A 21604-nucleotide genomic window follows, 5' to 3' on the forward strand; every position below is an offset into this window, starting at 1 on the left:
GCCGCACGAGCGGCCCGCTCCTCTTGTTGTGCTGCGCTCCGTGGGTTCCGATCAACCGGCGGTGAATGCGGTGACCGGGCCGGCCAGGGGCTGATCGATCAGCCCGGTCTGTTCCAGCTGATACCGGCTGTCCTCTGCGGCGGCACCCCCGCCCACCAGACCCTGAATAAGGTCGTGCACGCGGACGCGGCGGCCCGCACTGGTCAGGGTGATCGGTTCGCCCGGCAGGGAGTGGATGTCCCACCCGGCGTCGTGCAGCCGCAGGCCCAGGGCCGCACTCACGATGGCCAGGGCCTGCCCGCGCTGGTCGTAGGGCACGTTCAGGGCGTTCAGGAGCTTCCCGAATGGTGCGCCCAGCGAGATCAGATCCGGCAGCTCGCGCAGTGTCCAGCGCCCAAGAGCGTCGTGATGAGGAGCCGTCATCTCACGCCAGGCGGGGACGATGACCCGCGTGCCGACGTGTTCCCACGCCACGTCCTGAAGGGCTGGGGCATCCGTGCCGGTCATGAAGGTCAGCAGGGCGCGTTCGGCCCTGTCTGGATCGGACAGCAGCGTCTCGGCGCTCGGGCCGGTGAGGGTCAGGCGAGGATCGTTCGTCGTGAAGGGCGGCTGTCCGCCCAGCGCACCCAGGCGATCGTGCAGCGACGGGTGCGAAGCATACGGGTCGCTCTGTTCCTCGGCGTCCTGGGCATGAACCTGCGCCAGGGATGTGCGGACATCCGGCGCGTCCTGAAAGCGCTGGTAGCCACTGGCCAGCGGGGGCCGGAAGCCAGACCGAAGGACAGGAACGGCCTCGCTCTGCCAGTACATCGCGTATGGCATGGCATGACCATGCACCTTCACCAGCCCACCGGCCATGGCGTCCGATCCGACGTGCTGTGCCGCGAAGTGGTCGGCGGCGAACTCCTGTCGGCGCGAGATCGCCTGGGTGATCCGCAGGAACGCAGTCGCGTACCACTGAAACGGTAACGAGAGTTTCGAATCTCCCTCGCGCAGCGCGCCGACCGTGCGTTCCAGCGAGGCGCGGGTACGGAACACCACCTGACCCAGACGGGTGTCGCCGCCGGCATAGTGTCCGAATTCATGTGCCAGAACGGCGCGGAATTCATCCACGTTCAGGAGCTGCATCAGGGGCAGTCCGACGCCGATGATGCGGCGGCCCGGCCGGAACCGACCGCCCTGTTCGGTCACCCAGGCGTTCAGGTCGCCCAGCAGGTAGACCTCGGACGGCATGGCCTGGCCACTGGCACGGGCCAGCCCCTCCAGTTCCGCGAACAGGCGTGGGTGGTCACGGGGTTCCAGGCGGGGGCCAGGCACCTCGAACCGGGGCGAACGAGGAAATGCGGCCAGCAGGATGACGACCGCGCCGATCACGCAGCCGAGCGCCAGTTGCGGGTGGATGCGGTGCAGGTACCAGACCTCCGCGATGGGAAGCGCAATCAGGGCGCCGGCCAGCACGAAGACCAGCACGTAGAAGCCGATCATTAGCAGCACCGCAATGACCATCCGGCGACGGAGGGAGCCGGGAGTGTTCATCATTTCTTCACTGTACTTATCCCTCCACCGCGTGGCTGCACACATGAGGCGGTCACTGGGGGGGAGTGGATCCCCTACCCTGGAGCATGGCGAAGCAGCTTCCGGCGATCAGCGACCATCTGAAGGCCTTCATTGAGGCACAGCACGTCTACTTCGTGGGGACGGCCGCACCGGATGGGCACGTGAACGTGTCGCCCAAGGGCATGGACAGCCTGCGCGTGCTGGGGCCGAACCGGGTGGCGTGGCTGAACGTGACCGGCAGCGGCAACGAGACCGCCGCGCACCTGCGCCAGCTGCCGCGCATGACCGTCATGTTCTGTGCCCTGGAGGGGCCGCCACTGATCCTGCGACTGTACGGCACAGCCAGGACGGTACAGCCGGGCGACCGGGAGTGGAACGATCTGGCCGCCCTGTTCCCCCCGCTGCCCGGGGCGCGGCAGGTCTTCGTGCTGGACGTGGATCTGGTGCAGACCTCGTGTGGCATGGCCGTGCCGCTGATGGACTTCCGCGGCGATCGGGATGACCTAAATGTCTGGGCCGCCCAACAGACCCCGGAGCAGCTGGACGACTACCGGCAGCGCAAGAACACCCGGAGCATCGACGGCTTCGCCACCGGTCTTCCGGACACACACGCCACAGTGTCCTGACGGGTGTTCCCCACCGTGTACCGGGCTGAGCAGCGTGTGGCGCGTCATGCTGGAGATCGCTCGTCTGCCCGGACTGGGAGGTCGTCTGGATGCCACCGGAACAGCCCCACCCCCTCAATGCCCGACTGCCCGCCACCGAACTGGCCAACCTCTCGCTGAGCCGGGACATCGCGGTGCGGCGGGCGGTCGCCGCCCATCCGAACACCTCGCCGGACATCCTGGGCACGCTGGCCGGGGACTTCCCCGCCGAGGTGCTGGGCAACCCGGCCCTGCCGCTGCTGCGCCTGGCCCAGCCGGGCCTGCTGCTGCGCTGGCCGGTGCCGGCGCTGCTCGCCCTGCTGCGGTTGCAGGACGCGCCGCTGTGGTTGCTCAACCTCATGCAACGGCATCCAGGAATCGAGGTGCAGGTGGCCCTGGCGAGCCATACCCGCCTCGGCACGGACGCGGTGGAGGCCCTGTCACGCCATCCGGCATGGCTGATCCGAGCCCGGATCGCCGCCCGGCCGCAGGTGCCCAGGCACGTGCTGCAGCGGCTCGCAGGCGATCCCGACGACAGTGTCCGCCTGGCCGTCGCGTGCCGGGCCGACCTGGACGCCGGCGAACGGGCCGCCCTGCGACACGATCCTTCGCGCTACGTGCAGCAGACGCTCCGGCACGTGACCGGCCCCACAGTGGACACCTGAGCCGTCAGTGCCTATACTTGGAATGTTGCCCGCCACAAGGCGGGCTTTTACCAGCGAACTCCCCGGAAGCGGGGAACCCGCGCGAGCGGGCGCTGGGAGCAGCCCGAACACCCGTGACGGCTGCGAAAGGAGAGTCACATGGCGAAGGACGGCCCCCGCATTATCGTGAAGATGGAAAGCAGCGCTGGAACTGGCTTCTACTACACGACCACCAAGAACCGCCGCAACACGCAGGCCAAGATGGAACTGCGCAAGTACGACCCCGTCGCCAAGAAGCACGTGGTCTTCAAGGAGAAGAAGGTCTGATGCCGTGTCCGGGCACCCCTGCCCGGCACCGCCCCGGCCCCTCTCCTCACGTACTGACGCAGGTGAATGCATGAACTTGATCCAGTATTTCCGCGACTCGCGCGCGGAACTCTCACGCGTCTCGTGGCCCACGCGCGCCCAGGTGCTCGAGGGAACCCAGGCCGTGTTGATCTTCGTCGTGGCACTCACGCTGGTCACCTGGCTGATGGACGTGGTCTTCGGCAACGTCATCCGGCTGATCCTGCAAGGAAGTATCGGATGAGTATCGAGTGGTATGCCGTGCACACCTACGTGGGTCAGGAAGACCGCGTCGAGTCGCAGCTGATGGACCGCGCCGGAAAACTCGGCATGCGTGGCACCAAGATCTTCCAGGTGCTCCAGCCCGCCGAGAAGGCCGTCGAACTCCAGGACGGGGGCAAGAAGGTCGAGGTCGAGCGCAAGCTCTTCCCCGGCTACGTCTTCGTCCAGATGGACGTCGAGGACGACGACGCGCCCGGCGAGCTGGGCGAGTCGTGGGAAGTCGTGCGCGGCACGGCCGGCGTGACCGGCTTCGTCGGCACGGCCACCCGCCCGGTGCCGCTGTCCTTCGACGAGGTGCAGCGCCTGCTGGCCTCGGTCGGCGTGGCGGCCCAGCCCAAGGTCGAGGAAGCCCCGCGCGTGAAGGTGGATCTCAAGGCGGGCGACATGGTGCGCGTGACCGGCGGCCCCTTCGCGGACTTCAGCGGCGTGATCAGCGAGGTCAACATCCCGCAGTCCAAGGTCAAGGTGCTCGTGAGCATCTTCGGCCGCGAGACCCCGGTCGAGCTGGACTTCGCGCAGGTCGCCAAGTAAGCGGCTGGCCCGACCCCTGCTTGGCAGGACGGGGCACCGTGCAGTAAAATCGAAAAGTTGCTGTCAATCCGCCCCGGCCACACGGCCAGAGCGCGGACGCAGGACTTAGCGTCAGCACCCCGGAGCCGCGCAGGCGTGCGCTGGGGGAGCTAAGGAGGAACCAAATGAAGAAAGTCATGGGGATTGTCAAGCTGCAACTCCCGGCAGGGAAGGCCACGCCGGCCCCCCCGGTCGGCCCGGCGCTCGGTCAGTACGGCGCGAACATCATGGAGTTCACCAAGGCGTTCAACGCCCAGACTGCCGACAAGGGTGACGCGATCATCCCGGTCGAGATCACGATCTTCGCCGACCGCAGCTTCACCTTCATCACCAAGACCCCCCCGATGAGCTACCTGATCCGCAAGGCCGCCGGCCTGCAGAAGGGCAGCCCGACCCCCAACAAGGCCAAGGTCGGCAAGCTGAACTGGGATCAGGTGCTGGAAATCGCAAAGACCAAGATGCCCGACCTGAACGCGGGCAGCGTCGAAGCCGCCGCCAACACGGTCGCCGGCACCGCCCGCTCCATGGGCGTGACCATCGAGGGGGCTCCCAATGCCTAAGCACGGAAAGCGCTACGCCGCGCTGGTCAGCAAGGTTGACCGCGACAAGCAGTACACCATCGATGAGGCCGCCGCACTGGTCAAGGACATTGCCACCGCGAAGTTCGACGAGACCGTCGAAGTGCACTTCCGTCTGGGCATCGACCCCCGCAAGAGCGACCAGAACGTGCGCGGCACCGTCGCGCTGCCCCACGGCACCGGCCGCACCGTGCGCGTCGCCGTGATCACCAAGGGTGACAACCTCGCCGCCGCCGAGGCTGCGGGCGCGGACACCGTCGGCAGCGACGAGCTGATCGAGCGCATCGCCGGCGGCTTCATGGACTTCGACGCCGTCGTGGCGACGCCTGACATGATGGCTGCGATCGGCCAGAAGCTCGCGCGTCTGCTCGGGCCGCGCGGTCTGCTGCCCAACCCCAAGAGCGGCACGGTCGGCCCGGATGTGACGGGCATGGTGCGCGGCCTCAAGGCCGGCCGCATCGAGTTCCGCAACGACAAGACCGGCGTGGTGCACGCGCCCATCGGCAAGGCCAGCTTCGATCCGGCCAACCTGAGCGCGAACTTCAGCGCCCTGCTGTCCGCCCTGGAAGGGGCCAAGCCCGGCGCCGCCAAGGGCGTGTTCCTCCGCAGCGCGTACCTGACGACCACCATGGGGCCGAGCATTCCGCTGACCCTGTCGAGCGGCACCAGCGCGTGATCCACCCGGGGAAGCGGGAGTTCTCCCCTTCCCCACCCACTTCCGGCATTCCGGTGCAGCGTGATGCACCCTTCCAATACGCCCTCATTCCGGCACCAAAGACAGCGGGGACGCGCCAACGTTTAAAGATCCCGCCGAGTTGCCAGGCTGCGACCGCATGTTGCGAGACTGCTCGAGCTGCACCTGGACTTGTTCCCACCTAGGAGGTACTGCGTGGCGAACGAAAAGAACCAGCAGACCCTGGTGAGCCTGCACAAGAGCCTGACGGACATCGAGACGTTCTACGTCGTCGACTACCAGGGCCTGACCGCCGGCCAGCTGGGCAAACTGCGCAAGGACATCCGCGAGAAGGGCGGGCAGCTCATCGTTGCCAAGAACACCCTGATCAACCGTGCCCTTCAGGACGGTGGCCGTGACTTCACGGACGCCCTGAAAGGCCCCAGCGCCCTGGTGCTGGCCCAGACCGACCCCGCCGGTGTGGCGAAGGCCCTGAGCGACGCCGCCAAGAGCAACGACAAGGGCATTCCCGCCATCAAGGGCGGCTTTGTCGAGGGCAACAAGGTCGACGTGAAGGTCGTCGAGCGTCTGGCCAGCCTGGGCAGCAAGCAGCAGCTCCAGGCCGAACTGGTCGGCGTGCTCAGCGCCCACCTGTCGAACTTCGTGGGTATCCTCGAAGCCTACAAGACCAAACTCGAAGAGCAGGGCGCGTAAACCGCGCATCCCGCTCCAGCATTACCCAATCCACTTCCGGAGGACACAACAATGGCTTACGACAAACAGGCTCTGATTGACCAGCTCGGCACCCTCACCATCATGGAACTCGCGGACCTCATCGACGGTCTGAAAGAGACCTGGGGCGTTACTGCCGCCGTGGCTGCCGGCCCCGCCGCTGGCCCTGCCGCCGCTGCCGAAGAAGAGAAGACCGAGTTCGACGTCGTGCTGGTGGACGCCGGCGCGAGCAAGATCAACGTCATTAAGGAAATCCGCGCGATCACGGGCCTGGGCCTGAAGGAAGCGAAGGACATGAGCGAGAAGGGCGGCGCCCTGAAGGAAGGCATCTCCAAGGACGAGGCCGAGAAGATCAAGGCCCAGCTGGAAGCCGCCGGCGCCAAGGTCGAACTCAAGTAATCCCGGATCTCACCGGAATGCAGCCCCCGCCACAAGGTGGGGGTTTTTCATTGGTATGACACGTTTCAGGCGGCCGGCGCCCTATGTCCGCTGCCCCTGTTCCAGCACCTGCCGCACGAACACCGAAGCGTCGCGGCGCAACCGATCCACGCTGGCCCCGGGCAGATCGGCACGCGCCGCGATGTACATGCGGACGCCGTAGTCCGGGTCAGCAGACAGCGCCTCGATCAGGGCGGGCGGCAGTTCCGGCCGGGCCGCGATCCGGGCCCGCACCTGCCACGCGCCGTGATGGGCGAGGGCCGCCACATCCTCCGCGTTCAGGGCCAGGTTGGTCGCCAGCGCCACCTGGAAGTCGCTCTGTGCGTGCGTCATGGCGAAGCGGCGCAGCCAGCGGGGCGCGAGGGCGTGGCGGATCAGGGTGAGCTGCGTATCACGAGGCCAGTCGAGGATCAGGCGCGGGTGCGCGAGCCGCAGCAGGGGCAGGCCGGGATTGCCGAGCACCTCACCGGGACAGGTCGGTGCCAGTGTACGCAGGACATCGGGTGGGGTGTTCGGGTGGGCAGCGACCGCGCACCGCACGGCGTGATCGTCATGGCCAGCCAGCCGTTCCAGCTCGGCCGCCGTCATGTCTGGCGTCAGTACCGGCACGGCAGAGACGGCTCCAGGTGCTCCTGCCACAGCAGCAGCAGCCCAGCAAGGTCATCGCGCAGGGTCGCGGGAGTCACGTCACCGGGCGCCAGGGTGTCCAGCACCGTGAACTCGAACGCGTCAGCGCCGTCGGCTGTCCAGTCGTGTTGCAGGACGGCGTGGCGGTGGGTGCCGGTCTGGAGTTCAAAGCGAATACGGTTCAGGACGGCGTCCACGTTCACGCTGACCCGCAGCAGGCTGCAGCCACTGGGCCGATGCGTGATCCGGTAGATGCCCGGGCGGGCTGTGGGAACGACCGCGCTCACGTCGCTGCCTCCAGCTCGAAGGCAGGTGCGGACAGGTGCAGCACGTGCAGGCGGATGTCCTCTGGCCAGTCCTGTACCAGCGAGCGGAACGCCGCGCCGTCTCCGGCGTACAGGGCGCGGCTGGCCTCCTCGGCACCGGGCAGGTCGCCGCCCATGACGGTCAGGAAGCGGTCGGTCGGCAGGATCGCCATGCGGCGGCGCTCGGCGGCCGGGTCGGCCTTGCGGGCCTCGTCAATCAGCCGGCGCAGCGCGGCCGAGGCCCCGTTGGGATGACTTTCCAGCCAGTCCCAGTGGCGGGGCAGCAGCGACACCTCACGCGACACCACCCCGAGTTTCGGGCGGCCAGGGCCGGGTCTCGCCGGGGCCGGAGCCTCGCGGGCCAGCACCTCGTCCAGCGTGCCGGACAGGTCAAAGTCGATGGTGCGGCCGGTATGGTCATTGAAGACCAGCAGCGGGTCGCGGGTCGTGCGGTGAAGCTCCTTGAGGGCAGCCAGAACTTCACGCAGCGGAGCCGTCCGCAGCCGCTGCTGTCCGAGGAAGATCGTGTAGGTGGGCTCGGTGTCCATATCGGAATAGTAGCCGGGTAGAACTCGAAGCGCAATATTAGCCGGGTAATATGAATGGCCTGCCTGACGATCCGGGCACTGGATACTGTCGGCATGGACGGGATGCAACGCGGCTGGAACCTCATTGCCCAGGACGACTATGCCGCCGCCGAACAATCGTTCCGTGCTGTCCTGGCCGACCCGGAAACCATCAATACTCAGCGGTACGAGGCGCGTTTCGGCCTGGGCTATTGCCTGGCACATACCGGAAACGTCGACGACGCCAGAGATATCTACACGCAGCTCCGGCACGAGGCCAGGGCGGGCGCGTCTGCTCTGCCCGAACACGTCGTCCTGCACCAGATCGGCATGGTCGAGCGCCTGGCAGGCGACTGGGAAGCTGCCGCGCGGTGTTTTCAGGAGGAGCGCACCATGATCGAAGGCCTCGGAAACGATCCGCTGGCCGTGGCGATCAACGCCTACGAGTTGGGGTTCGTCGCCCTGCACCTGGGACACACGGAAGAATCGAAAACACACTTCGAGGAGTCGCTCGAATCCGCCTGGCGCACCACCGATTCCATCACCCTGGGCTGTGCCCATCGTGGTCTGGGCGACTGGCACGCGAAGTATGGCGAGCGTTCAGAGGCGCTGAGGCACTGGGCCGCCGCAGAACGGGCCTTCACGTCTGCTGGCGCAGACAGCGCAGTTCAGGACATTCAGGAGCGGTGGACACGTCACGCCGAGCCATGAGCGCTGGGGAAGGAGACGCTACTTCAACTCCCGCCTCAGCCCCGCTGCCATCTGGAACCATTCGCGCTCCTGGCGGCGATACAGCGGCGTGGCGCGGGACTCGGTCTTGGCCATCTGTTCCAGAATCGTGCGGGCTTGCTCTCCCCTGCCCTGTTTGATCAGGAACGCGGCGTAGCGGGCACGGGGCTCCTCGGTGGTGGCAGCGACCATCGCCTGCTGGAAGGTGGCGTCGGCGTCGGCCTTGCCCTGGGCGTCCTGCGCCTGGGCCAGCAGGGTCAGGGTGCGCGTGCGGGTGGCGGCGCTGGTGCGCAGATCGACCCGGTTCAGCTTGTCCTCGGCCGCCGCCGGATTCGCACGGGCCAGATCGAGTTCGGCGCTGGTGAGCAGCACGACCGGATCATCGGCATAGATGCCGCGCAGCAGGGGTTCCAGGGTGGCCTGCGCCTCGTCGGGGCGACCGGCGCGGGCCTGCAGGGCGGCCAGATCGGCGCGGTTCTGGAGGGTGTCACTCTCGGTGAGGTCGTTCTGGGCCTCGCGGATGCGGACATCCAGCGGCTTGAGGGCGTCCACACCACGGGCCACGGCGCGTCCAGCCGCACGGGTGCCGCCGCGCAGGCTGGGAATCAGTACCATGAAGGTGTAGGCCGCCGCGCCGATCAGACCGAAGATGCTGCCCAGCAGCGCCCCGAATCCGAGCAGGAACATCCAGTACACCTGCTGGCGCGTGGCGATCGCGTGGATCAGGCCGATCACGGCGAGCAGCCGCAGGATGTTGAAGATCACGGGCAGGTAGGGTTGCAGGGACTCCACGTCACCATCGTAAGGGCAGGGCTGGAGTGATCTGGTGCAGGATAAGGAACACTCATGGCCAGAAAGAAGAAGGCGATGCCCGCCCCCACCCAGCCCACCACGCCGCCCGGCCGCTCGACCCTGCACGAGGTGCTGCGCTCCCGTAAGGCCGCGCCCCATCGCCGCCGCAGCGAGAAACGCACGGCCCAGAAACTGAAACGGGATCTGGAGGGCGACAGCTGACGGCTCAGGCTTGCGCCACGCCACCGGCATAATTGTGAGCCCGTAATGGTTGACCCTTTACACTGGGGAGGGGTATACTCGCCTTTGGCCGACCATGATGGGTCTGGCGGGAGTTCATTGGTATCCAGCGGACACCACAACTAATTTCTGATTTTCAGGAACGCGACCGGGAAGGGTTGCGGTTCCTCCTGCGCCGTTTTGGCCCCGAGGGGACGCAGGTATCACGCAGGGTGCGCCGCGAGGTGTGCATGACGCTCAACAGACAAGAACCCCGCATCGAACGTTTCGGTGAGATCTCGGAAGTGATTCCGCTCCCGAACCTGACGGAAGTGCAGGTGAATTCCTTCCGCGCCTTCCTCCAGAGCGACCGGGCGATGGACAAGCGCGACAACGTGGGTCTCCAGAGCGCGTTCCGCGAGGTCTTCCCCATCGACGAGACCGAGAAGGGCCGCAGCACGGGTCTGGTACTGGACTTCCTGGAGTACCGTCTGGGCGATCCGCCGTACTCGCCCGAAGAATGCCGCGAGAAGGATCTGACGTACCAGGCCCCGATGTACGCCAAGCTCCAGCTGATCCACAAGGACAGCGGCCTGATCAAGGAAGACCAGGTGTTCCTGGGCGACCTGCCCCTGATGACCGAGGACGGCAGCTTCGTGATCAACGGCGCCGACCGCGTGGTGATCAGCCAGATCCACCGCTCGCCCGGCGTGTACTTCACGAGCTCCTACAAGGGCATCAAGAAGATGTACACCGGCGCGATCATCCCCATGCCCAAGCGTGGCCCGTGGATCGAGCTGGAGTTCGCCAGCGGCATCCTGGAGATGAAGGTCAACAAGCGCAAGTTCCCCGTGGCCATGCTGCTGCGCGTGCTGGGCTACGACGATGCCCAGCTGCGCTCGCTGTTCACGGAGTTCGAGCCGGATCTGGAACTGCCGGAAGACAAGAGCGCGGGCATGGGCGCCGACGAGGCCCTGCTGCGCCTGTTCACGGTGCTGCGCCCCGGTGACCCGCCCAAGCGCGACAAGGCCATCCAGTACCTGTACGGCCTGCTGGCCGACCCCCGCCGCTACGACCTGGGCGAGCCCGGCCGCTTCAAGATGAACCGCAAGCTGGGCGTGAACCGCACCGAGCACACCCTGCTGACCTTCCAGGACGGCAAGTTCAGCGACGCCGGCCTGGTCGACACGATCCGCTACCTGATGGCCCTGCAGTACGGCAAGGACACCGTGGGCATGGCCGACGCGGACGGCGTGGTGCAGGACGTCACGGTCAGCGAGGACGACATCGACCACCTCGGGAACCGCCGCGTGCGGACCGTGGGCGAGCTGCTGGCCGACCAGCTGCGCGTGGGCATGGGCCGCATGGCGCGTGGCGTGCGTGAGCGCATGCTGCTGGGCAACCCCGACGCCGCGACCCCGACCAAGCTGGTGAACAACCGCCCCATCGTGGCGGCCATGCGCGAGTTCTTCGGGCGCAGCCAGCTGTCGCAGTTCAAGGATCAGACCAACCCGCTGTCCGACCTGCGTCACAAGCGCCGCATCTCCGCGCTGGGGCCAGGCGGTCTGACGCGCGAACGCGCCGGCTTCGACGTGCGCGACGTGCACCGCACGCACTACGGGCGCATCTGCCCGATCGAGACACCGGAAGGTGCCAATATCGGCCTGATCTCCAGTCTGGCGAGCTATTCCAAGGTCAACGCGCTGGGCTTCATCGAGGCCCCGTACCGCCGCGTGAAGGATGGCAAGGTCAGCGAGACGGTCGAGTACATGACGGCCGACATCGAGGACCGCTACACCATCGCGCAGGCGAACAGCCCGCTGCAGCCGGACGGCACCTTCAGCGACGAGCGCGTGCTGGCCCGCCGCAAGGGCGACCCGCTGTGGTACACGCCCGAAGAAGTCGACTACATGGACGTGTCGCCCAAGCAGATCGTGTCCATCAACACGTCGCTGATTCCGTTCCTGGAACACGACGACGCCAACCGCGCCCTGATGGGTTCCAACATGCAGTCGCAGGCCGTGCCGCTGGTGCGTGCCGACAGCCCCGCCGTGGGCACGGGTGTGGAACGCCGCGTGGTCACCGACTCGGGCACCAGTGTGGTCAGTGACGTGACGGGCAGGGTCACCTACGTGGACGCCCGCAACATTCAGGTCACGCTGACCGAGGACTCCTCGGCCGCCGGCATGGTGAAGGGCAATGTCCGCACCTTCGAACTCGTGCGCTTCACGCGCAGCAACCAGGGCACCAACCTCGACCAGCACCCGATCGTGAGCACCGGCGACGACGTGGTGGCCGGTCAGGTCATCGCCGACGGCCCTGCCAGCGACCTGGGCCGCCTGGCGCTGGGCCAGAACATCACCATCGCGATCATGCCCTTCGACGGCTTCAACTTCGAAGACGCGATCTGTATCAGCGAGGGCCTTGTCCGCAAGGACTTCTACACCTCGGTGCACATCGAGAAGGACGAGATCGAGGCCCGCGACACCAAACTGGGGCCGGAGAAGATCACCCGCGACATCCCCGGCCTCTCGGAAGCCGCGCTGCGCGATCTCGACGAGGACGGCATCGTGCGCGTGGGCGCCGAGGTCAAACCCGGCGACATCCTGGTCGGCAAGACCTCCTTCAAGGGGGAAAGCGAGCCCACCCCCGAAGAACGCCTGCTGCGCTCGATCTTCGGTGAGAAGGCCCGTGAAGTGAAGGACACCAGCCTCCGCGTGCAGTCGGGTCAGGGCGGCATCGTCGTCAAGACCGTGCGCTTCCGCCGCGGCGACGAGGGCGTGGATCTCAAGCCCGGCGTCCGCGAGATGGTGCGCGTGTACGTGGCGCAGAAGCGCCAGCTGCAGGTGGGCGACAAGGTGGCCAACCGCCACGGGAACAAGGGCGTGGTCTCCAAGATCATGGCCCCCGAGGACATGCCCTACCTGGAAGACGGCACCCCCGTCGATCTGGTGTTCAACCCGCTGGGCGTGCCGTCGCGCATGAACCTGGGCCAGATCCTCGAAACCCACCTGGGTGAGGTGGCCCGCCTGACCGGCCAGAAGTTCGAGACCCCGGTCTTCGACTCGGTCACGGAAGCGACCATCAAGGAGATGCTGGAAGTCGCCGCTGCCGAGCGGCTGCAGCGCCTCAAGGACGAGGGCTTCGAACTCGACAAGCGCGAGCAGGAAGTGCTCGACCGCGCCGGCAAGGTCGGCGTCGTGGACGCCCCCAACGGCGACTACGAGCGCGCCCAGATGCAGCTCGCCCGCACCGGCAAGAGCATCCTGTACGACGGCCGCAGCGGTGAGCCGATCTCCGGCCCCGTGGTCGTGGGCACCATGTACGTCATGAAGCTGTACCACATGGTGGAGGACAAGCTGCACGCCCGCTCGACCGGCCCCTACAGCCTGATCACCCAGCAGCCGCTGGGCGGCAAGGCGCAGTTCGGTGGCCAGCGCTTCGGCGAGATGGAAGTGTGGGCGCTCGAGGCCTACGGCGCGGCGCACACCCTGCAGGAAATGCTGACCATCAAGTCCGACGACATCGACGGCCGCGACGCGGCGTACCAGAGCATCGTCAAGGGCGAGGAAGTGTCGGGCAGCACCATCCCCGAGTCCTTCAAGGTGCTCGTCAAGGAGCTCCACTCGCTGGGCCTGGATGTCGAGGTGCTCGACGCCGGCGACAAGAACGTGGACATCTTCGAAGGGATGATGCCGAAGCGCTGACGCGCACTGACGTGCGCCGCAGATGGCTGAGAGCAGAGGGCAGACCGCCAACTGCACCCCCGCACGAGCCCAGGCCCTGCTTCTCGCCATCCGCCATGAGCCTTCCGCCTTCTGCCTTCTCCGAAGGAGAGCAATGAAAGATTTCAGCAAAGTCCGCATCGCCATCGCCAGCCCCGAGAAGATCCGGGAATGGAGCTTTGGCGAGGTTGAAAAGCCCGAGACCATCAATTACCGCACCCTGAAGCCCGAGCGCGAGGGCCTGTTCGACGAGCGCATCTTCGGGCCGCAGAAGGACTACGAGTGCGCGTGCGGCAAGTACAAGCGCCAGCGCTACGAGGGCAAGGTCTGCGAGCGCTGCGGCGTCGAGGTGACCAGCAGCAAGGTGCGGCGCTACCGCATGGGTCACATCGACCTGGCGACGCCCGCCGCGCACATCTGGTACGTCAAGGACACGCCCAGCAAGATCGGCACGCTGCTCGACCTGAGCGCGGGCCAGCTGGAGAAGGTGCTGTACTTCAGCTCCTTCCTGGTGACCGATCCCCGCAACGCGCAGAAGGAAGGCCGCCCGCTCAAGCGCGGCGAACTGCTGACCGACGACGAGTACCGCGAACTGCGTTTCGGCCGGCAGGAGACGTACACCATTCCCAACCAGCAGGAAGCGGTCATCCGGGACGGCGAGTACGTGACGCGTGGCCAGATCCTGGGCGGCACCGTGGCCGCCAAGATGGACGGCCTGGCGCAGTTCCGCTTCCCGCGCCGCGCTGAGATCGCGTACAGCGAGAAGGTCGAGGCCAGCCTGCCGCTGCCCGCAGAGGCACTGGTCGAGCAGGACAGCTTCCGTGCCGGCGAGATCCTGGCCGAACTGGAAAGTGACGTGACCATCACCGCGCCGGTGGCAGGCACCGCGTTCCTGCACGACATGGGCGAGGACAGCGTGATGGTCGAGCTGCGCGAGAGCGCCGCCGCCCCCAGCACGCCCGCGACCGACGACGACGAGGACACCGCTCCGGCGGCGCCCGTCCCCGCCGGCGAGATCATCGCCCGCGTGTACATCCCGCACGGCATGGACGTGCAGGTCGCGTACGGCGAGATCGTGGACGCCGGCGCGGTGCTCGCGACCGCGAAGTCCGGGGCGAGGCTGCGCGTGAGCCGCGACTCCAGCCTGTCGGGCGTGACCTTCCCCAAGAAGAAGGGCGACGTGCAGGTCACCGCGCACTGGGTGCGGCGCGCCGAGTACCCGATCAACCCGACCATGCACGTGCTGGTCGGCGACGGCAGCGAGGTTCGCAAGGGCCAGCGTGTCATCGGGGCGATCGACGTCGAGGAACAGGTCACGGCCGAGGCCGACGGCGTCATCACGCTGCATGCCCCTGCCTCGATCATCGTGTCCAAGGCCAAGGTCTACCCCTACCAGGATGAGCCGCTGGTCGTGAACGGCGACCGCGTGGAGCCCGGCGACGAGCTGGCCGACTCCGGCAACCTGCGCAGCGAGATCAGCGGGCGCATCGAGATCGATCTGGTGCGCAAGCAGGTGCGCGTCATCGAGTCCTACGACTTCGAGGCCAAGATGGGCGCCGAGGCCGTCAAGGAACTGCTGGACGACCTCGATCTGGACACGCTGGAAGCCGAACTGAACGAGCAGATGAAGGATTCCAGCCGCCACAAGCGCGCCAAGGCCCGCAAGCGGCTGGAGGTGACGCGCGCGTTCAAGCGCAGCGGCAACAACCCCACGTGGATGATCCTGAACACCGTGCCGGTCATGCCGCCAGATCTGCGCCCCATGGTGCAGGTGGACGGCGGGCGCTTCGCGACGAGCGACCTGAACGACCTGTACCGCCGCCTGATCAACCGCAACAACCGCCTGAAGAAGCTGATCAACCAGGGCGCGCCCGACATGATCATCCGCAACGAGAAGCGCATGCTTCAGGAAGCGGTGGACGCCCTGATCGACAACGGCCGCCGCGGCAGCCCGGTCACCAACCCCGGCTCCGACCGCAGCCTGCGCTCGCTGACCGACCTGCTGGGCGGCAAGCAGGGCCGCTTCCGGCAGAACCTGCTCGGTAAGCGCGTGGACTACTCCGGCCGCTCGGTGATCGTGGTCGGCCCGCAGCTCAAGCTCCACCAGTGCGGGGTGCCCAAGCGCATGGCGCTGGAACTCTTCAAGCCGTTCCTGTTCAAGGTGCTCGAAGAGAAGGGCGAGGTCACGAACATCAAGCAGGCCCGCAAGATGCTCGAACGCTACCGCGACACCCGCGATACCGTGTGGGACGCGCTGGAAGAGGTCATCGAGGACAAGGTCGTGCTGCTCAACCGCGCGCCCACCCTGCACCGCCTGGGCATCCAGGCCTTCGAGCCGGTGCTCGTGGAAGGCCAGTCCATCCAGCTGCACCCGCTGGTGTGTGAGGCCTTCAACGCCGACTTCGACGGCGACCAGATGGCGATCCACGTCCCGCTGAGCGCGCAGGCACAGGCGGAAGCCCGCATCCAGATGCTGGCCTCGCACAACCTGCTGTCGCCGGCCAACGGCGAGCCGAACGTCAAGCCCAGCCGCGACATCATCCTGGGGATCTTCACGCTGACGCTGCTGCGCAAGGACAACCTGGGTGCAGGAAGCGCCTTCACCAGCGAGCAGGACGTCCTGAGCGCGCTGGACGCCGGCGACATCGCGCTGAACAGCGCGGTCACGCTGAACGGCAAGGAGATCACCCCGGGCCTGCTGAAGTACATCTTCTCGAACCCCGACGAGGCGATCATGGCCGTCGAGCGCGGCGAGATCGACTACCAGGATCACGTCCGTATCCGCCTGAACGGCACCACCTACGACACCAGCGCCGGGCGCGTCATGTTCCGCCGTCTGGTCATGGAGGCGCTGGGCACCCAGGCGCACCTGGTCGACACCCTGGTCAACCTGGAGACCGCGTACGAGAAGGACGCCCTCAAGGACATGGTCATGGCGTGCTTCAAGCACCTCGGGATTGAGGCGACCGCCGGGCTGCTCGACGCGCTGAAGGACTCGGGCTTCAAGCTCAGCACGTCCTCGGGCATCACGATCGGCATCGACGACATCGTGATTCCGCCCAGCAAGCCCGAGATCCTGGCCAGCGCCAACGCGCAGGTCGCGGAGATCGAGCAGAACTACGAGTTCGGCTTCATGACCGAAGAAGAGCGCTACAAGCAGGTCGTGCAGCTGTGGAACGACACCAAGGACGAAGTCAAGAACGCCATGTTCAAGAACTTCGAGGTGAACTACCCGTTCAACCCGCTGTGGATCATGAGCCAGTCGGGGGCGCGCGGGAACGCCCAGCAGATCACGCAGCTCGCCGGGATGCGCGGCCTGATGGCCCGCCCCGACGGTTCTACGATCGAGGTGCCGATCCTGGCGTCCTTCCGCGAGGGCCTGACGGTGCTGGAGTACTTCATCAGCACGCACGGTGCGCGTAAGGGTGGCGCGGACACGGCGCTGCGTACCGCCGACTCGGGCTACCTGACCCGCAAGCTGGTGGACGTGGCCCACGAAGTCGTCGTACGCGACGTGGACTGCGGCACCACCGACTACAGCACGATCAGCCTGGGGGCCAACGACGACCGCACCGGCGAGTGGCGCAGCCGCAAGGCCAGCGAGATCGAGACCTCGATCTACGGCCGCACGCTGACGGCCGACGTGCAGCTCTCCAGCGGCCACACCATCCGCGAGGGCGAGATGCTGTCCCTGGAAGACGTCAAGGCGATCACCAAGGACGCCAAGGCGCTCCAGGAGATCTTCGTCCGCACCCCGCTGAACTGCCGTGTCAAGAGCGGCGTGTGCCAGAAGTGCTACGGCTACGACCTGTCGCAGGCCAAGCCCGTCAGCATGGGTGAAGCGGTCGGCGTCGTCGCCGCCGAGTCCATCGGCGAGCCCGGCACGCAGCTGACCATGCGTACGTTCCACACCGGCGGTGTGGCCGGCAGCGGCGACATCACCATGGGTCTGCCCCGCGTGATCGAGCTGTTCGAGGCCCGCAAGCCCAAGGTGCCGGCCCTGATTGCCGACACCACCGGCACGCTGCACATCACCGAGGAAGAGGAACGCTACCTGATCAAGGTGGAGGCCGACGACACCCAGTACAGCGGCAAGCTGCACAAGGTCTCGCGTGCCACGCGCCTCGCCCCGGACATCCGCGACGGCGTCCGTGTGGAAGCCGGGCAGCAGCTCACACGCGGCGCCGTGAACCCCCACGACCTGCTGGAGCACAAGGACAACGAGTCGGCCCAGAAGTACCTGGTCGATGAAGTGCAGCGCGTGTACCGCAGCCAGGGCGTGAAGGTGCACGACAAGCACATCGAGGTCATCATCCGCCAGATGCTGCGCTACGTGGAGATCGTGGACGGCGGCGACACCGACCTGCTCGAGGGCCAGACCGTCGAGCGCTGGGAAGTCGACGCGGCCAACAGCGCCCTGGCCGAGGGCAGCACCCCGAGCAGCTGGAAGCCGGTGCTGCTGGGCATCACCAAGAGCAGCCTGACCACCAAGTCGTGGCTGTCGGCGGCGAGCTTCCAGCACACCACGCACGTGCTGACGGAAGCCTCCATGAAGGGCCAGGTCGACGACCTGATCGGCCTGAAGGAGAACGTCATCCTCGGGAAGCTGATTCCTGCCGGCACCGGCCTGCAGACCGTCCGCGACATGCAGGTCGCCGATGACCGCACGCTGGAGAAGTACGGCGAGGGCAACACCTCGACGGACTCGGTCACGGGCGACCGTTCCTACGACGACACCCGCCCCGGTGTGGTCAACGAGAACGTGACGTACACGAATTGAGCGGACAGCTGATGGCCGAAGGCTGAAGGCCAGCAGCACACACGAAGGCCCCCACCTGGGAACGGGTGGGGGTTTTCGTGTCTTCAGTGGGTATGTCCTACGGCACCTTCTCCTCTGCATACATCCCTGCGTAGTGCTGCCCCAGGCCCACCAGAAACTGCATCTCCTCCTTGGTGGTGCGGGCGCTCAGGCGCATTTCGTAACTGAGGGTCAGGGCGGCAAAGGCCAGCGAGCCGGAGCCGAGGATGGCGAGCAGGATCGGGGCCAGGCCGAAGTCGAGTTTCGCCAGGCTGGCCGCGCCGATCATGATGCTGGTCAGGACGAGCAGGGCCACGGCGACGTACATGGCGGTCATGGCACGGGTCAGGAGCTGGCTGCGGCGGGCCAGGCGCGGCAGCTGGCGCATGATCATCTGCTTTTCCTCGCGGGCCAGCGGCTCGGTGCGGCCCTGCTCGCTGACGAGCACCTTGAACCGCGCCGTGAGCTGGCGCACGCGGTCGGTCGCGCGGCCGACGCGGGTGCTGGTGCTCATGAGCAGGGTGCCGGCCCCGCTGATCAGGACGGCGGGAGTGATCATGCTGGTGAGCACCTGAAGGCTGCTGTCGACCATGCCCCCGATTGTATGAGGGCGGTGCGGCACATCCTGGCCGCCGGATGTGAATCCGGTGTCTGAGCCGTGAAGGACGCGACGGGCCCTTCGAACAATCTTCGTCATTCCTGCACCTGCCGCAGGTCGACGGCCGGCATCCTGGGAGCCACACCGGTGTCGCATACACCGGCGACGGCGCACCGGGAACCGCGCCCACAAGGACACTGACCATGAACCGACTGTTCCGAACCGCCGTACTCGCCCTGACCCTGACCCTCTTCCCGGCCGTGGCCGCCGCGCCGCAGGTGACGGCGGTGGATGGCCGCGGAACTGGGTATGTGGCGCTGCCCACCGAGAGCGGCTGGCTGGCCCTGGTCGTGCCCCTGACCGCCCTGGGGGGCGTGGTGCCGGACGATCTGAGCATCAGCGTGAGTGGCCTGCCCGCCACCACCACGATCACGCTGGACGACGTGACGATCAGCGGGGAGAACGTCCTGCTGCACGTGACCGTGAGCCGCTCGGATCTGAGCACCGGCGTGAACAGCCTCGCGGTGCTGTCGCTGCGCTCGGGGGGCGAGGTGCTGACCAAGGTCTCGATCCCCGTGACCGGCCTCGCCTCCGCGCCGTGAGCGTCAGCGCGTGCGGGTGACCTTGCTCAGCCCCGGCGGCGCGTCGGGATTCAGGCCGCGGTGGCGGGCCAGATGGGCGGCAAACAGGTAGAAGGCCAGGGCGCTGGGTATGGTGTCGGTCACGGCGTGGCCGGTGCCGGGGGTCACCAGCGTGCTGTCTGGAGCGGGGCCGATCGACCGCAGGTCGGCATGGCCGGCGATCAGGTCGGCGTAGGCAGCCTCCGTGGCCGTTGCGGCCGCGTCGGCGGGCGCGAAGCCCAGCAGCGGCAGGCCCTCGGCGAGCAGGCGGCGCGGGCCGTGGGCGAATTCGGCAGCGGAATACGCCTCGGCGTGGATGCCGCTGGTCTCCTTGAGTTTCAGCGCGGCCTCCTGCGCCACGCCGTAGTGCAGGCCACGGGCGAGCACCAGCAGGTTCTCCGCGAACCGGTAGCGCTCGGCCAGGGTGCTGGCGTGTTCCTCCAGGGCCAGCGTGCGCTCCAGTACGGTCGGCAGGCCCTCCAACGCCGTGTGCAGCGCACTGTCGCCGGTCAGGGTGGCGACCACCGGCAGAAGAGCGTACAGGCTGGCAAGGTAGCTCTTGGTGGCGGCCACAGCGCGTTCCTCGCCGCAGCGCAGCGGCAGCACGAACTCCGCGGCCTGCGCGAGATCGCTGTCCTCGACGTTCACCAGCGCGGCGGTCAGGGCGCCGCTCTCACGGGCGGCGCGGACGTTCTCGACGACGTCCGGGCTGGCCCCGCTCTGTGATACGGCGATCACCAGGGCGCCGCGCAGGTCGAGCCGGGTACCGTACAGCGTCAGGACGCTGGGGCCGAGGCAGGCGACGGGCAGGCGCAGTTCGGTCTCCAGCGCGTACTTGAGCACGGTGCAGGCGTGATCGCTGCTGCCACGGGCCACCGTGACCGCGTACGCGGGGCGGCGCTCTCGGATGGCGTGCGCCAGCGCGGCCACGACCTCCCGGTTCTCGCGCCGTTGCCGCGCGATGACCTGCGGGGCCTCGCGGGCTTCCCGGAGCATCACGGAATCGGCGGCCGTCATGCGCCCACTCCCGGTACGGGCACCCCGGCCACGTAGACGGCCTGCACCTCCAGCGCCGGCGACAGCACCACCACATCGGCCCGCTGCCCGGCGCTCAACGTGCCCCGGTCGTTCAGGTTCAGGGACGCGGCGGGCACGGCGCTGGCCATCCGGCTCGCCTCGGGGAGCGGTACGCCGGACTGCACCGCATGCCGCAGCGCCGCGTCCATGGTGAGCAGGCTGCCTGCCAGCGATCCACCCTCCAGGCGGGCCTCGCCGCCGCGCACGACCACCCGCTGGCCGCCGAGTTCACTGTCGCCGTCGCCCAGGCCAGCCGCCCGCATGGCGTCCGTGACCAGCGTGACGCGCCCCGGCGCGGCGGCGCGGGCCAGCAGGAACGACGTGGGATGCACGTGCAGCAGGTCAAGGATGACCTCATGGAAGGCGTGCGGGTCGGCCAGCAGGGCACCGGGCACGCCGGGATCGCGGCCCTCGATGCCGCCCATGGCGTTGTACAGGTGTGTGGAGCACGTGCGGATGCCCTGCGCGTGCAGGGCGTTCAGGAAGGCGGTGACGGTTGCGGCGTCGGCGCGGGTGTGTCCCACGCCGATGCGGATGCCAGCGGCCCCCATCGCCAGCGCGGCCTCCAGGGCCCCCGGCAGCTCCGGGGCGATGGTCACGGCACGGACGACCCCGCCCTCCAGCACCTGGGCCACCCGTTCCGACGTGGGCAGCACCGTGTTCGGCGGCTGTGCCCCCAGGCGGCCGGGGCTGATGAACGGCCCTTCGAGGTGCGCGCCGGGAATATCCGGGCCGTCATCCATGCCACTGCGCATGACGTCCCGCACAGCATCCAGGGCATGCAGGACACGCTCCCAGGGGTTGGTGATGGTCGTGGGCAGCAGCGTGGTCGTGCCGTGCCGGGCGTGGAAGCGGGCGAGCTGCCGCACGCCATCCGGGCCGTCCATGGTGTCCGCGCCGTGACCGCCGTGGACGTGCGCGTCGACGAATCCCGGCACGATCAGCGTGTCCGGGGCGTCCGGCTGCGGCGTGATGCTGGTGATGGTGTCCGTGAAGTCGATCCGGCCGGGAATCAGCTGCTCTCCGATCACGAGCTGGCCGGTCAGGGTGGTGGGCGTGGGTGCAGACATGCGGAACCTCGTCAG

General features: G+C 67.5%; 22 protein-coding genes. 14 read left to right on the plus strand and 8 right to left on the minus strand.

Annotation, left to right across the window (positions count from 1 at the left end):
* Nucleotides 1-51: 51 nt before the first annotated feature.
* Nucleotides 52-1539 carry a M48 family metallopeptidase gene (locus tag U2P90_RS15085; RefSeq protein WP_322472782.1) on the minus strand — a complete coding sequence of 496 codons (1488 nt, stop codon included), beginning with the start codon at nucleotides 1537-1539 and terminating at the stop codon, nucleotides 52-54.
* Nucleotides 1540-1622: 83 nt separating this feature from the next.
* Here U2P90_RS15085 and U2P90_RS15090 point away from each other — a divergent pair, with 83 nt between their 5' ends.
* The 9 genes from U2P90_RS15090 to rplL all read left to right on the plus strand — a co-directional run bounded on the left by U2P90_RS15090 (nucleotide 1623) and on the right by rplL (nucleotide 6424).
* Nucleotides 1623-2183, plus strand: coding sequence for a pyridoxamine 5'-phosphate oxidase family protein (locus U2P90_RS15090; RefSeq protein WP_322472783.1), 561 nt, complete (start codon nucleotides 1623-1625; stop codon nucleotides 2181-2183).
* Between the two features lie 89 nt (nucleotides 2184-2272).
* Nucleotides 2273-2866, plus strand: a complete 594-nt coding sequence (locus U2P90_RS15095; protein WP_322472784.1) for a hypothetical protein — start codon at nucleotides 2273-2275, stop codon at nucleotides 2864-2866.
* 138 nt (nucleotides 2867-3004) lie between these two features.
* Complete coding sequence (gene rpmG / locus U2P90_RS15100) at nucleotides 3005-3172, plus strand: 50S ribosomal protein L33 (protein WP_022800165.1); 168 nt, start codon at nucleotides 3005-3007, stop codon at nucleotides 3170-3172.
* A gap of 70 nt (nucleotides 3173-3242) precedes the next feature.
* Complete coding sequence (gene secE, locus U2P90_RS15105; protein WP_295821924.1) at nucleotides 3243-3434, plus strand: preprotein translocase subunit SecE; 192 nt, start codon at nucleotides 3243-3245, stop codon at nucleotides 3432-3434.
* Nucleotides 3431-4003 carry a transcription termination/antitermination protein NusG gene (gene nusG, locus U2P90_RS15110; RefSeq protein ID WP_322472785.1) on the plus strand — a complete coding sequence of 191 codons (573 nt, stop codon included), beginning with the start codon at nucleotides 3431-3433 and terminating at the stop codon, nucleotides 4001-4003. Before secE ends, nusG begins: the two co-directional genes overlap by 4 nt.
* A gap of 164 nt (nucleotides 4004-4167) precedes the next feature.
* Nucleotides 4168-4602: a 50S ribosomal protein L11 gene (gene rplK, locus U2P90_RS15115; RefSeq protein ID WP_136390117.1), complete on the plus strand. Its 435-nt coding sequence runs from the start codon at nucleotides 4168-4170 to the stop codon at nucleotides 4600-4602.
* The gene (gene rplA, locus U2P90_RS15120; protein ID WP_295821919.1) at nucleotides 4595-5296 is read left to right on the plus strand and encodes a 50S ribosomal protein L1; all 702 of its coding nucleotides are present in this window, start codon (nucleotides 4595-4597) and stop codon (nucleotides 5294-5296) included. The genes rplK and rplA overlap by 8 nt, the downstream gene beginning before the upstream one ends.
* A 213-nt stretch (nucleotides 5297-5509) precedes the next feature.
* The gene (gene rplJ, locus U2P90_RS15125) at nucleotides 5510-6007 is read left to right on the plus strand and encodes a 50S ribosomal protein L10 (protein ID WP_322472786.1); all 498 of its coding nucleotides are present in this window, start codon (nucleotides 5510-5512) and stop codon (nucleotides 6005-6007) included.
* Nucleotides 6008-6058: 51 nt separating this feature from the next.
* Nucleotides 6059-6424, plus strand: a complete 366-nt coding sequence (gene rplL, locus U2P90_RS15130; protein ID WP_136390114.1) for a 50S ribosomal protein L7/L12 — start codon at nucleotides 6059-6061, stop codon at nucleotides 6422-6424.
* An 81-nt stretch (nucleotides 6425-6505) separates the two neighbouring features.
* Here the strand turns inward: rplL and U2P90_RS15135 are convergent, their stop codons facing one another.
* Genes U2P90_RS15135 through U2P90_RS15145 form a run of 3 tightly spaced genes read right to left on the minus strand, consistent with a single transcriptional unit; the run spans nucleotide 6506 to nucleotide 7943 of the window.
* Complete coding sequence (locus tag U2P90_RS15135) at nucleotides 6506-7051, minus strand: hypothetical protein (protein ID WP_322472787.1); 546 nt, start codon at nucleotides 7049-7051, stop codon at nucleotides 6506-6508.
* Between the two features lie 8 nt (nucleotides 7052-7059).
* Nucleotides 7060-7377, minus strand: coding sequence for a GIY-YIG nuclease family protein (locus U2P90_RS15140; RefSeq protein WP_322472788.1), 318 nt, complete (start codon nucleotides 7375-7377; stop codon nucleotides 7060-7062).
* Nucleotides 7374-7943: a DUF2239 family protein gene (locus tag U2P90_RS15145; protein WP_322472789.1), complete on the minus strand. Its 570-nt coding sequence runs from the start codon at nucleotides 7941-7943 to the stop codon at nucleotides 7374-7376. Before U2P90_RS15145 ends, U2P90_RS15140 begins: the two co-directional genes overlap by 4 nt.
* Before the next feature lie 93 nt (nucleotides 7944-8036).
* Between U2P90_RS15145 and U2P90_RS15150 the strand changes: the two genes are divergently transcribed.
* Nucleotides 8037-8672 carry a tetratricopeptide repeat protein gene (locus U2P90_RS15150; protein WP_322472790.1) on the plus strand — a complete coding sequence of 212 codons (636 nt, stop codon included), beginning with the start codon at nucleotides 8037-8039 and terminating at the stop codon, nucleotides 8670-8672.
* Between the two features lie 18 nt (nucleotides 8673-8690).
* On the opposite strand, the gene U2P90_RS15155 is transcribed toward U2P90_RS15150, so the two are convergent.
* The gene (locus U2P90_RS15155) at nucleotides 8691-9482 is read right to left on the minus strand and encodes a hypothetical protein (protein ID WP_322472791.1); all 792 of its coding nucleotides are present in this window, start codon (nucleotides 9480-9482) and stop codon (nucleotides 8691-8693) included.
* Between the two features lie 54 nt (nucleotides 9483-9536).
* Here U2P90_RS15155 and U2P90_RS15160 point away from each other — a divergent pair, with 54 nt between their 5' ends.
* The 3 genes from U2P90_RS15160 to U2P90_RS15170 all read left to right on the plus strand — a co-directional run bounded on the left by U2P90_RS15160 (nucleotide 9537) and on the right by U2P90_RS15170 (nucleotide 18206).
* Nucleotides 9537-9704: a hypothetical protein gene (locus U2P90_RS15160; protein WP_322472792.1), complete on the plus strand. Its 168-nt coding sequence runs from the start codon at nucleotides 9537-9539 to the stop codon at nucleotides 9702-9704.
* A 248-nt stretch (nucleotides 9705-9952) separates the two neighbouring features.
* Entirely contained in the window at nucleotides 9953-13408 is a 3456-nt protein-coding gene (locus tag U2P90_RS15165; protein WP_322472793.1) for a DNA-directed RNA polymerase subunit beta, read from the plus strand.
* A gap of 133 nt (nucleotides 13409-13541) precedes the next feature.
* Nucleotides 13542-18206 carry a DNA-directed RNA polymerase subunit beta' gene (locus U2P90_RS15170; RefSeq protein WP_322472794.1) on the plus strand — a complete coding sequence of 1555 codons (4665 nt, stop codon included), beginning with the start codon at nucleotides 13542-13544 and terminating at the stop codon, nucleotides 18204-18206.
* A gap of 97 nt (nucleotides 18207-18303) precedes the next feature.
* On the opposite strand, the gene U2P90_RS15175 is transcribed toward U2P90_RS15170, so the two are convergent.
* Entirely contained in the window at nucleotides 18304-18816 is a 513-nt protein-coding gene (locus U2P90_RS15175; RefSeq protein WP_322472795.1) for a DUF2721 domain-containing protein, read from the minus strand.
* A gap of 209 nt (nucleotides 18817-19025) precedes the next feature.
* Here U2P90_RS15175 and U2P90_RS15180 point away from each other — a divergent pair, with 209 nt between their 5' ends.
* Complete coding sequence (locus U2P90_RS15180; RefSeq protein WP_322472796.1) at nucleotides 19026-19424, plus strand: hypothetical protein; 399 nt, start codon at nucleotides 19026-19028, stop codon at nucleotides 19422-19424.
* A gap of 3 nt (nucleotides 19425-19427) precedes the next feature.
* On the opposite strand, the gene U2P90_RS15185 is transcribed toward U2P90_RS15180, so the two are convergent.
* Entirely contained in the window at nucleotides 19428-20459 is a 1032-nt protein-coding gene (locus U2P90_RS15185; protein ID WP_322472797.1) for an SIS domain-containing protein, read from the minus strand.
* On the minus strand, nucleotides 20456-21589 hold the full coding sequence (gene nagA, locus U2P90_RS15190) for an N-acetylglucosamine-6-phosphate deacetylase (protein ID WP_322472798.1): 1134 nt from the start codon (nucleotides 21587-21589) through the stop codon (nucleotides 20456-20458). The genes U2P90_RS15185 and nagA overlap by 4 nt, the downstream gene beginning before the upstream one ends.
* Nucleotides 21590-21604 lie beyond the last annotated feature (15 nt).

Origin of the sequence: Deinococcus sp. AB2017081 (assembly GCF_034440735.1) — a bacterium.
Lineage (GTDB): Bacteria > Deinococcota > Deinococci > Deinococcales > Deinococcaceae > Deinococcus > Deinococcus rufus.

Bases quoted from the DNA above. Each gene is read 5' to 3' on its own strand.
- U2P90_RS15085 (WP_322472782.1), bottom strand. From the start codon at position 1,539: ATGATGAACACTCCCGGCTCCCTCCGTCGCCGGATGGTCATTGCGGTG.
- U2P90_RS15090 (WP_322472783.1), top strand. From the start codon at position 1,623: ATGGCGAAGCAGCTTCCGGCGATCAGCGACCATCTGAAGGCCTTCATT.
- U2P90_RS15095 (WP_322472784.1), top strand. From the start codon at position 2,273: ATGCCACCGGAACAGCCCCACCCCCTCAATGCCCGACTGCCCGCCACC.
- rpmG (WP_022800165.1), top strand. From the start codon at position 3,005: ATGGCGAAGGACGGCCCCCGCATTATCGTGAAGATGGAAAGCAGCGCT.
- secE (WP_295821924.1), top strand. From the start codon at position 3,243: ATGAACTTGATCCAGTATTTCCGCGACTCGCGCGCGGAACTCTCACGC.
- nusG (WP_322472785.1), top strand. From the start codon at position 3,431: ATGAGTATCGAGTGGTATGCCGTGCACACCTACGTGGGTCAGGAAGAC.
- rplK (WP_136390117.1), top strand. From the start codon at position 4,168: ATGAAGAAAGTCATGGGGATTGTCAAGCTGCAACTCCCGGCAGGGAAG.
- rplA (WP_295821919.1), top strand. From the start codon at position 4,595: ATGCCTAAGCACGGAAAGCGCTACGCCGCGCTGGTCAGCAAGGTTGAC.
- rplL (WP_136390114.1), top strand. From the start codon at position 6,059: ATGGCTTACGACAAACAGGCTCTGATTGACCAGCTCGGCACCCTCACC.
- U2P90_RS15135 (WP_322472787.1), bottom strand. From the start codon at position 7,051: ATGACGGCGGCCGAGCTGGAACGGCTGGCTGGCCATGACGATCACGCC.
- U2P90_RS15145 (WP_322472789.1), bottom strand. From the start codon at position 7,943: ATGGACACCGAGCCCACCTACACGATCTTCCTCGGACAGCAGCGGCTG.
- U2P90_RS15150 (WP_322472790.1), top strand. From the start codon at position 8,037: ATGGACGGGATGCAACGCGGCTGGAACCTCATTGCCCAGGACGACTAT.
- U2P90_RS15160 (WP_322472792.1), top strand. From the start codon at position 9,537: ATGGCCAGAAAGAAGAAGGCGATGCCCGCCCCCACCCAGCCCACCACG.
- U2P90_RS15165 (WP_322472793.1), top strand. From the start codon at position 9,953: ATGACGCTCAACAGACAAGAACCCCGCATCGAACGTTTCGGTGAGATC.
- U2P90_RS15170 (WP_322472794.1), top strand. From the start codon at position 13,542: ATGAAAGATTTCAGCAAAGTCCGCATCGCCATCGCCAGCCCCGAGAAG.
- U2P90_RS15175 (WP_322472795.1), bottom strand. From the start codon at position 18,816: ATGGTCGACAGCAGCCTTCAGGTGCTCACCAGCATGATCACTCCCGCC.
- U2P90_RS15180 (WP_322472796.1), top strand. From the start codon at position 19,026: ATGAACCGACTGTTCCGAACCGCCGTACTCGCCCTGACCCTGACCCTC.
- U2P90_RS15185 (WP_322472797.1), bottom strand. From the start codon at position 20,459: ATGACGGCCGCCGATTCCGTGATGCTCCGGGAAGCCCGCGAGGCCCCG.
- nagA (WP_322472798.1), bottom strand. From the start codon at position 21,589: ATGTCTGCACCCACGCCCACCACCCTGACCGGCCAGCTCGTGATCGGA.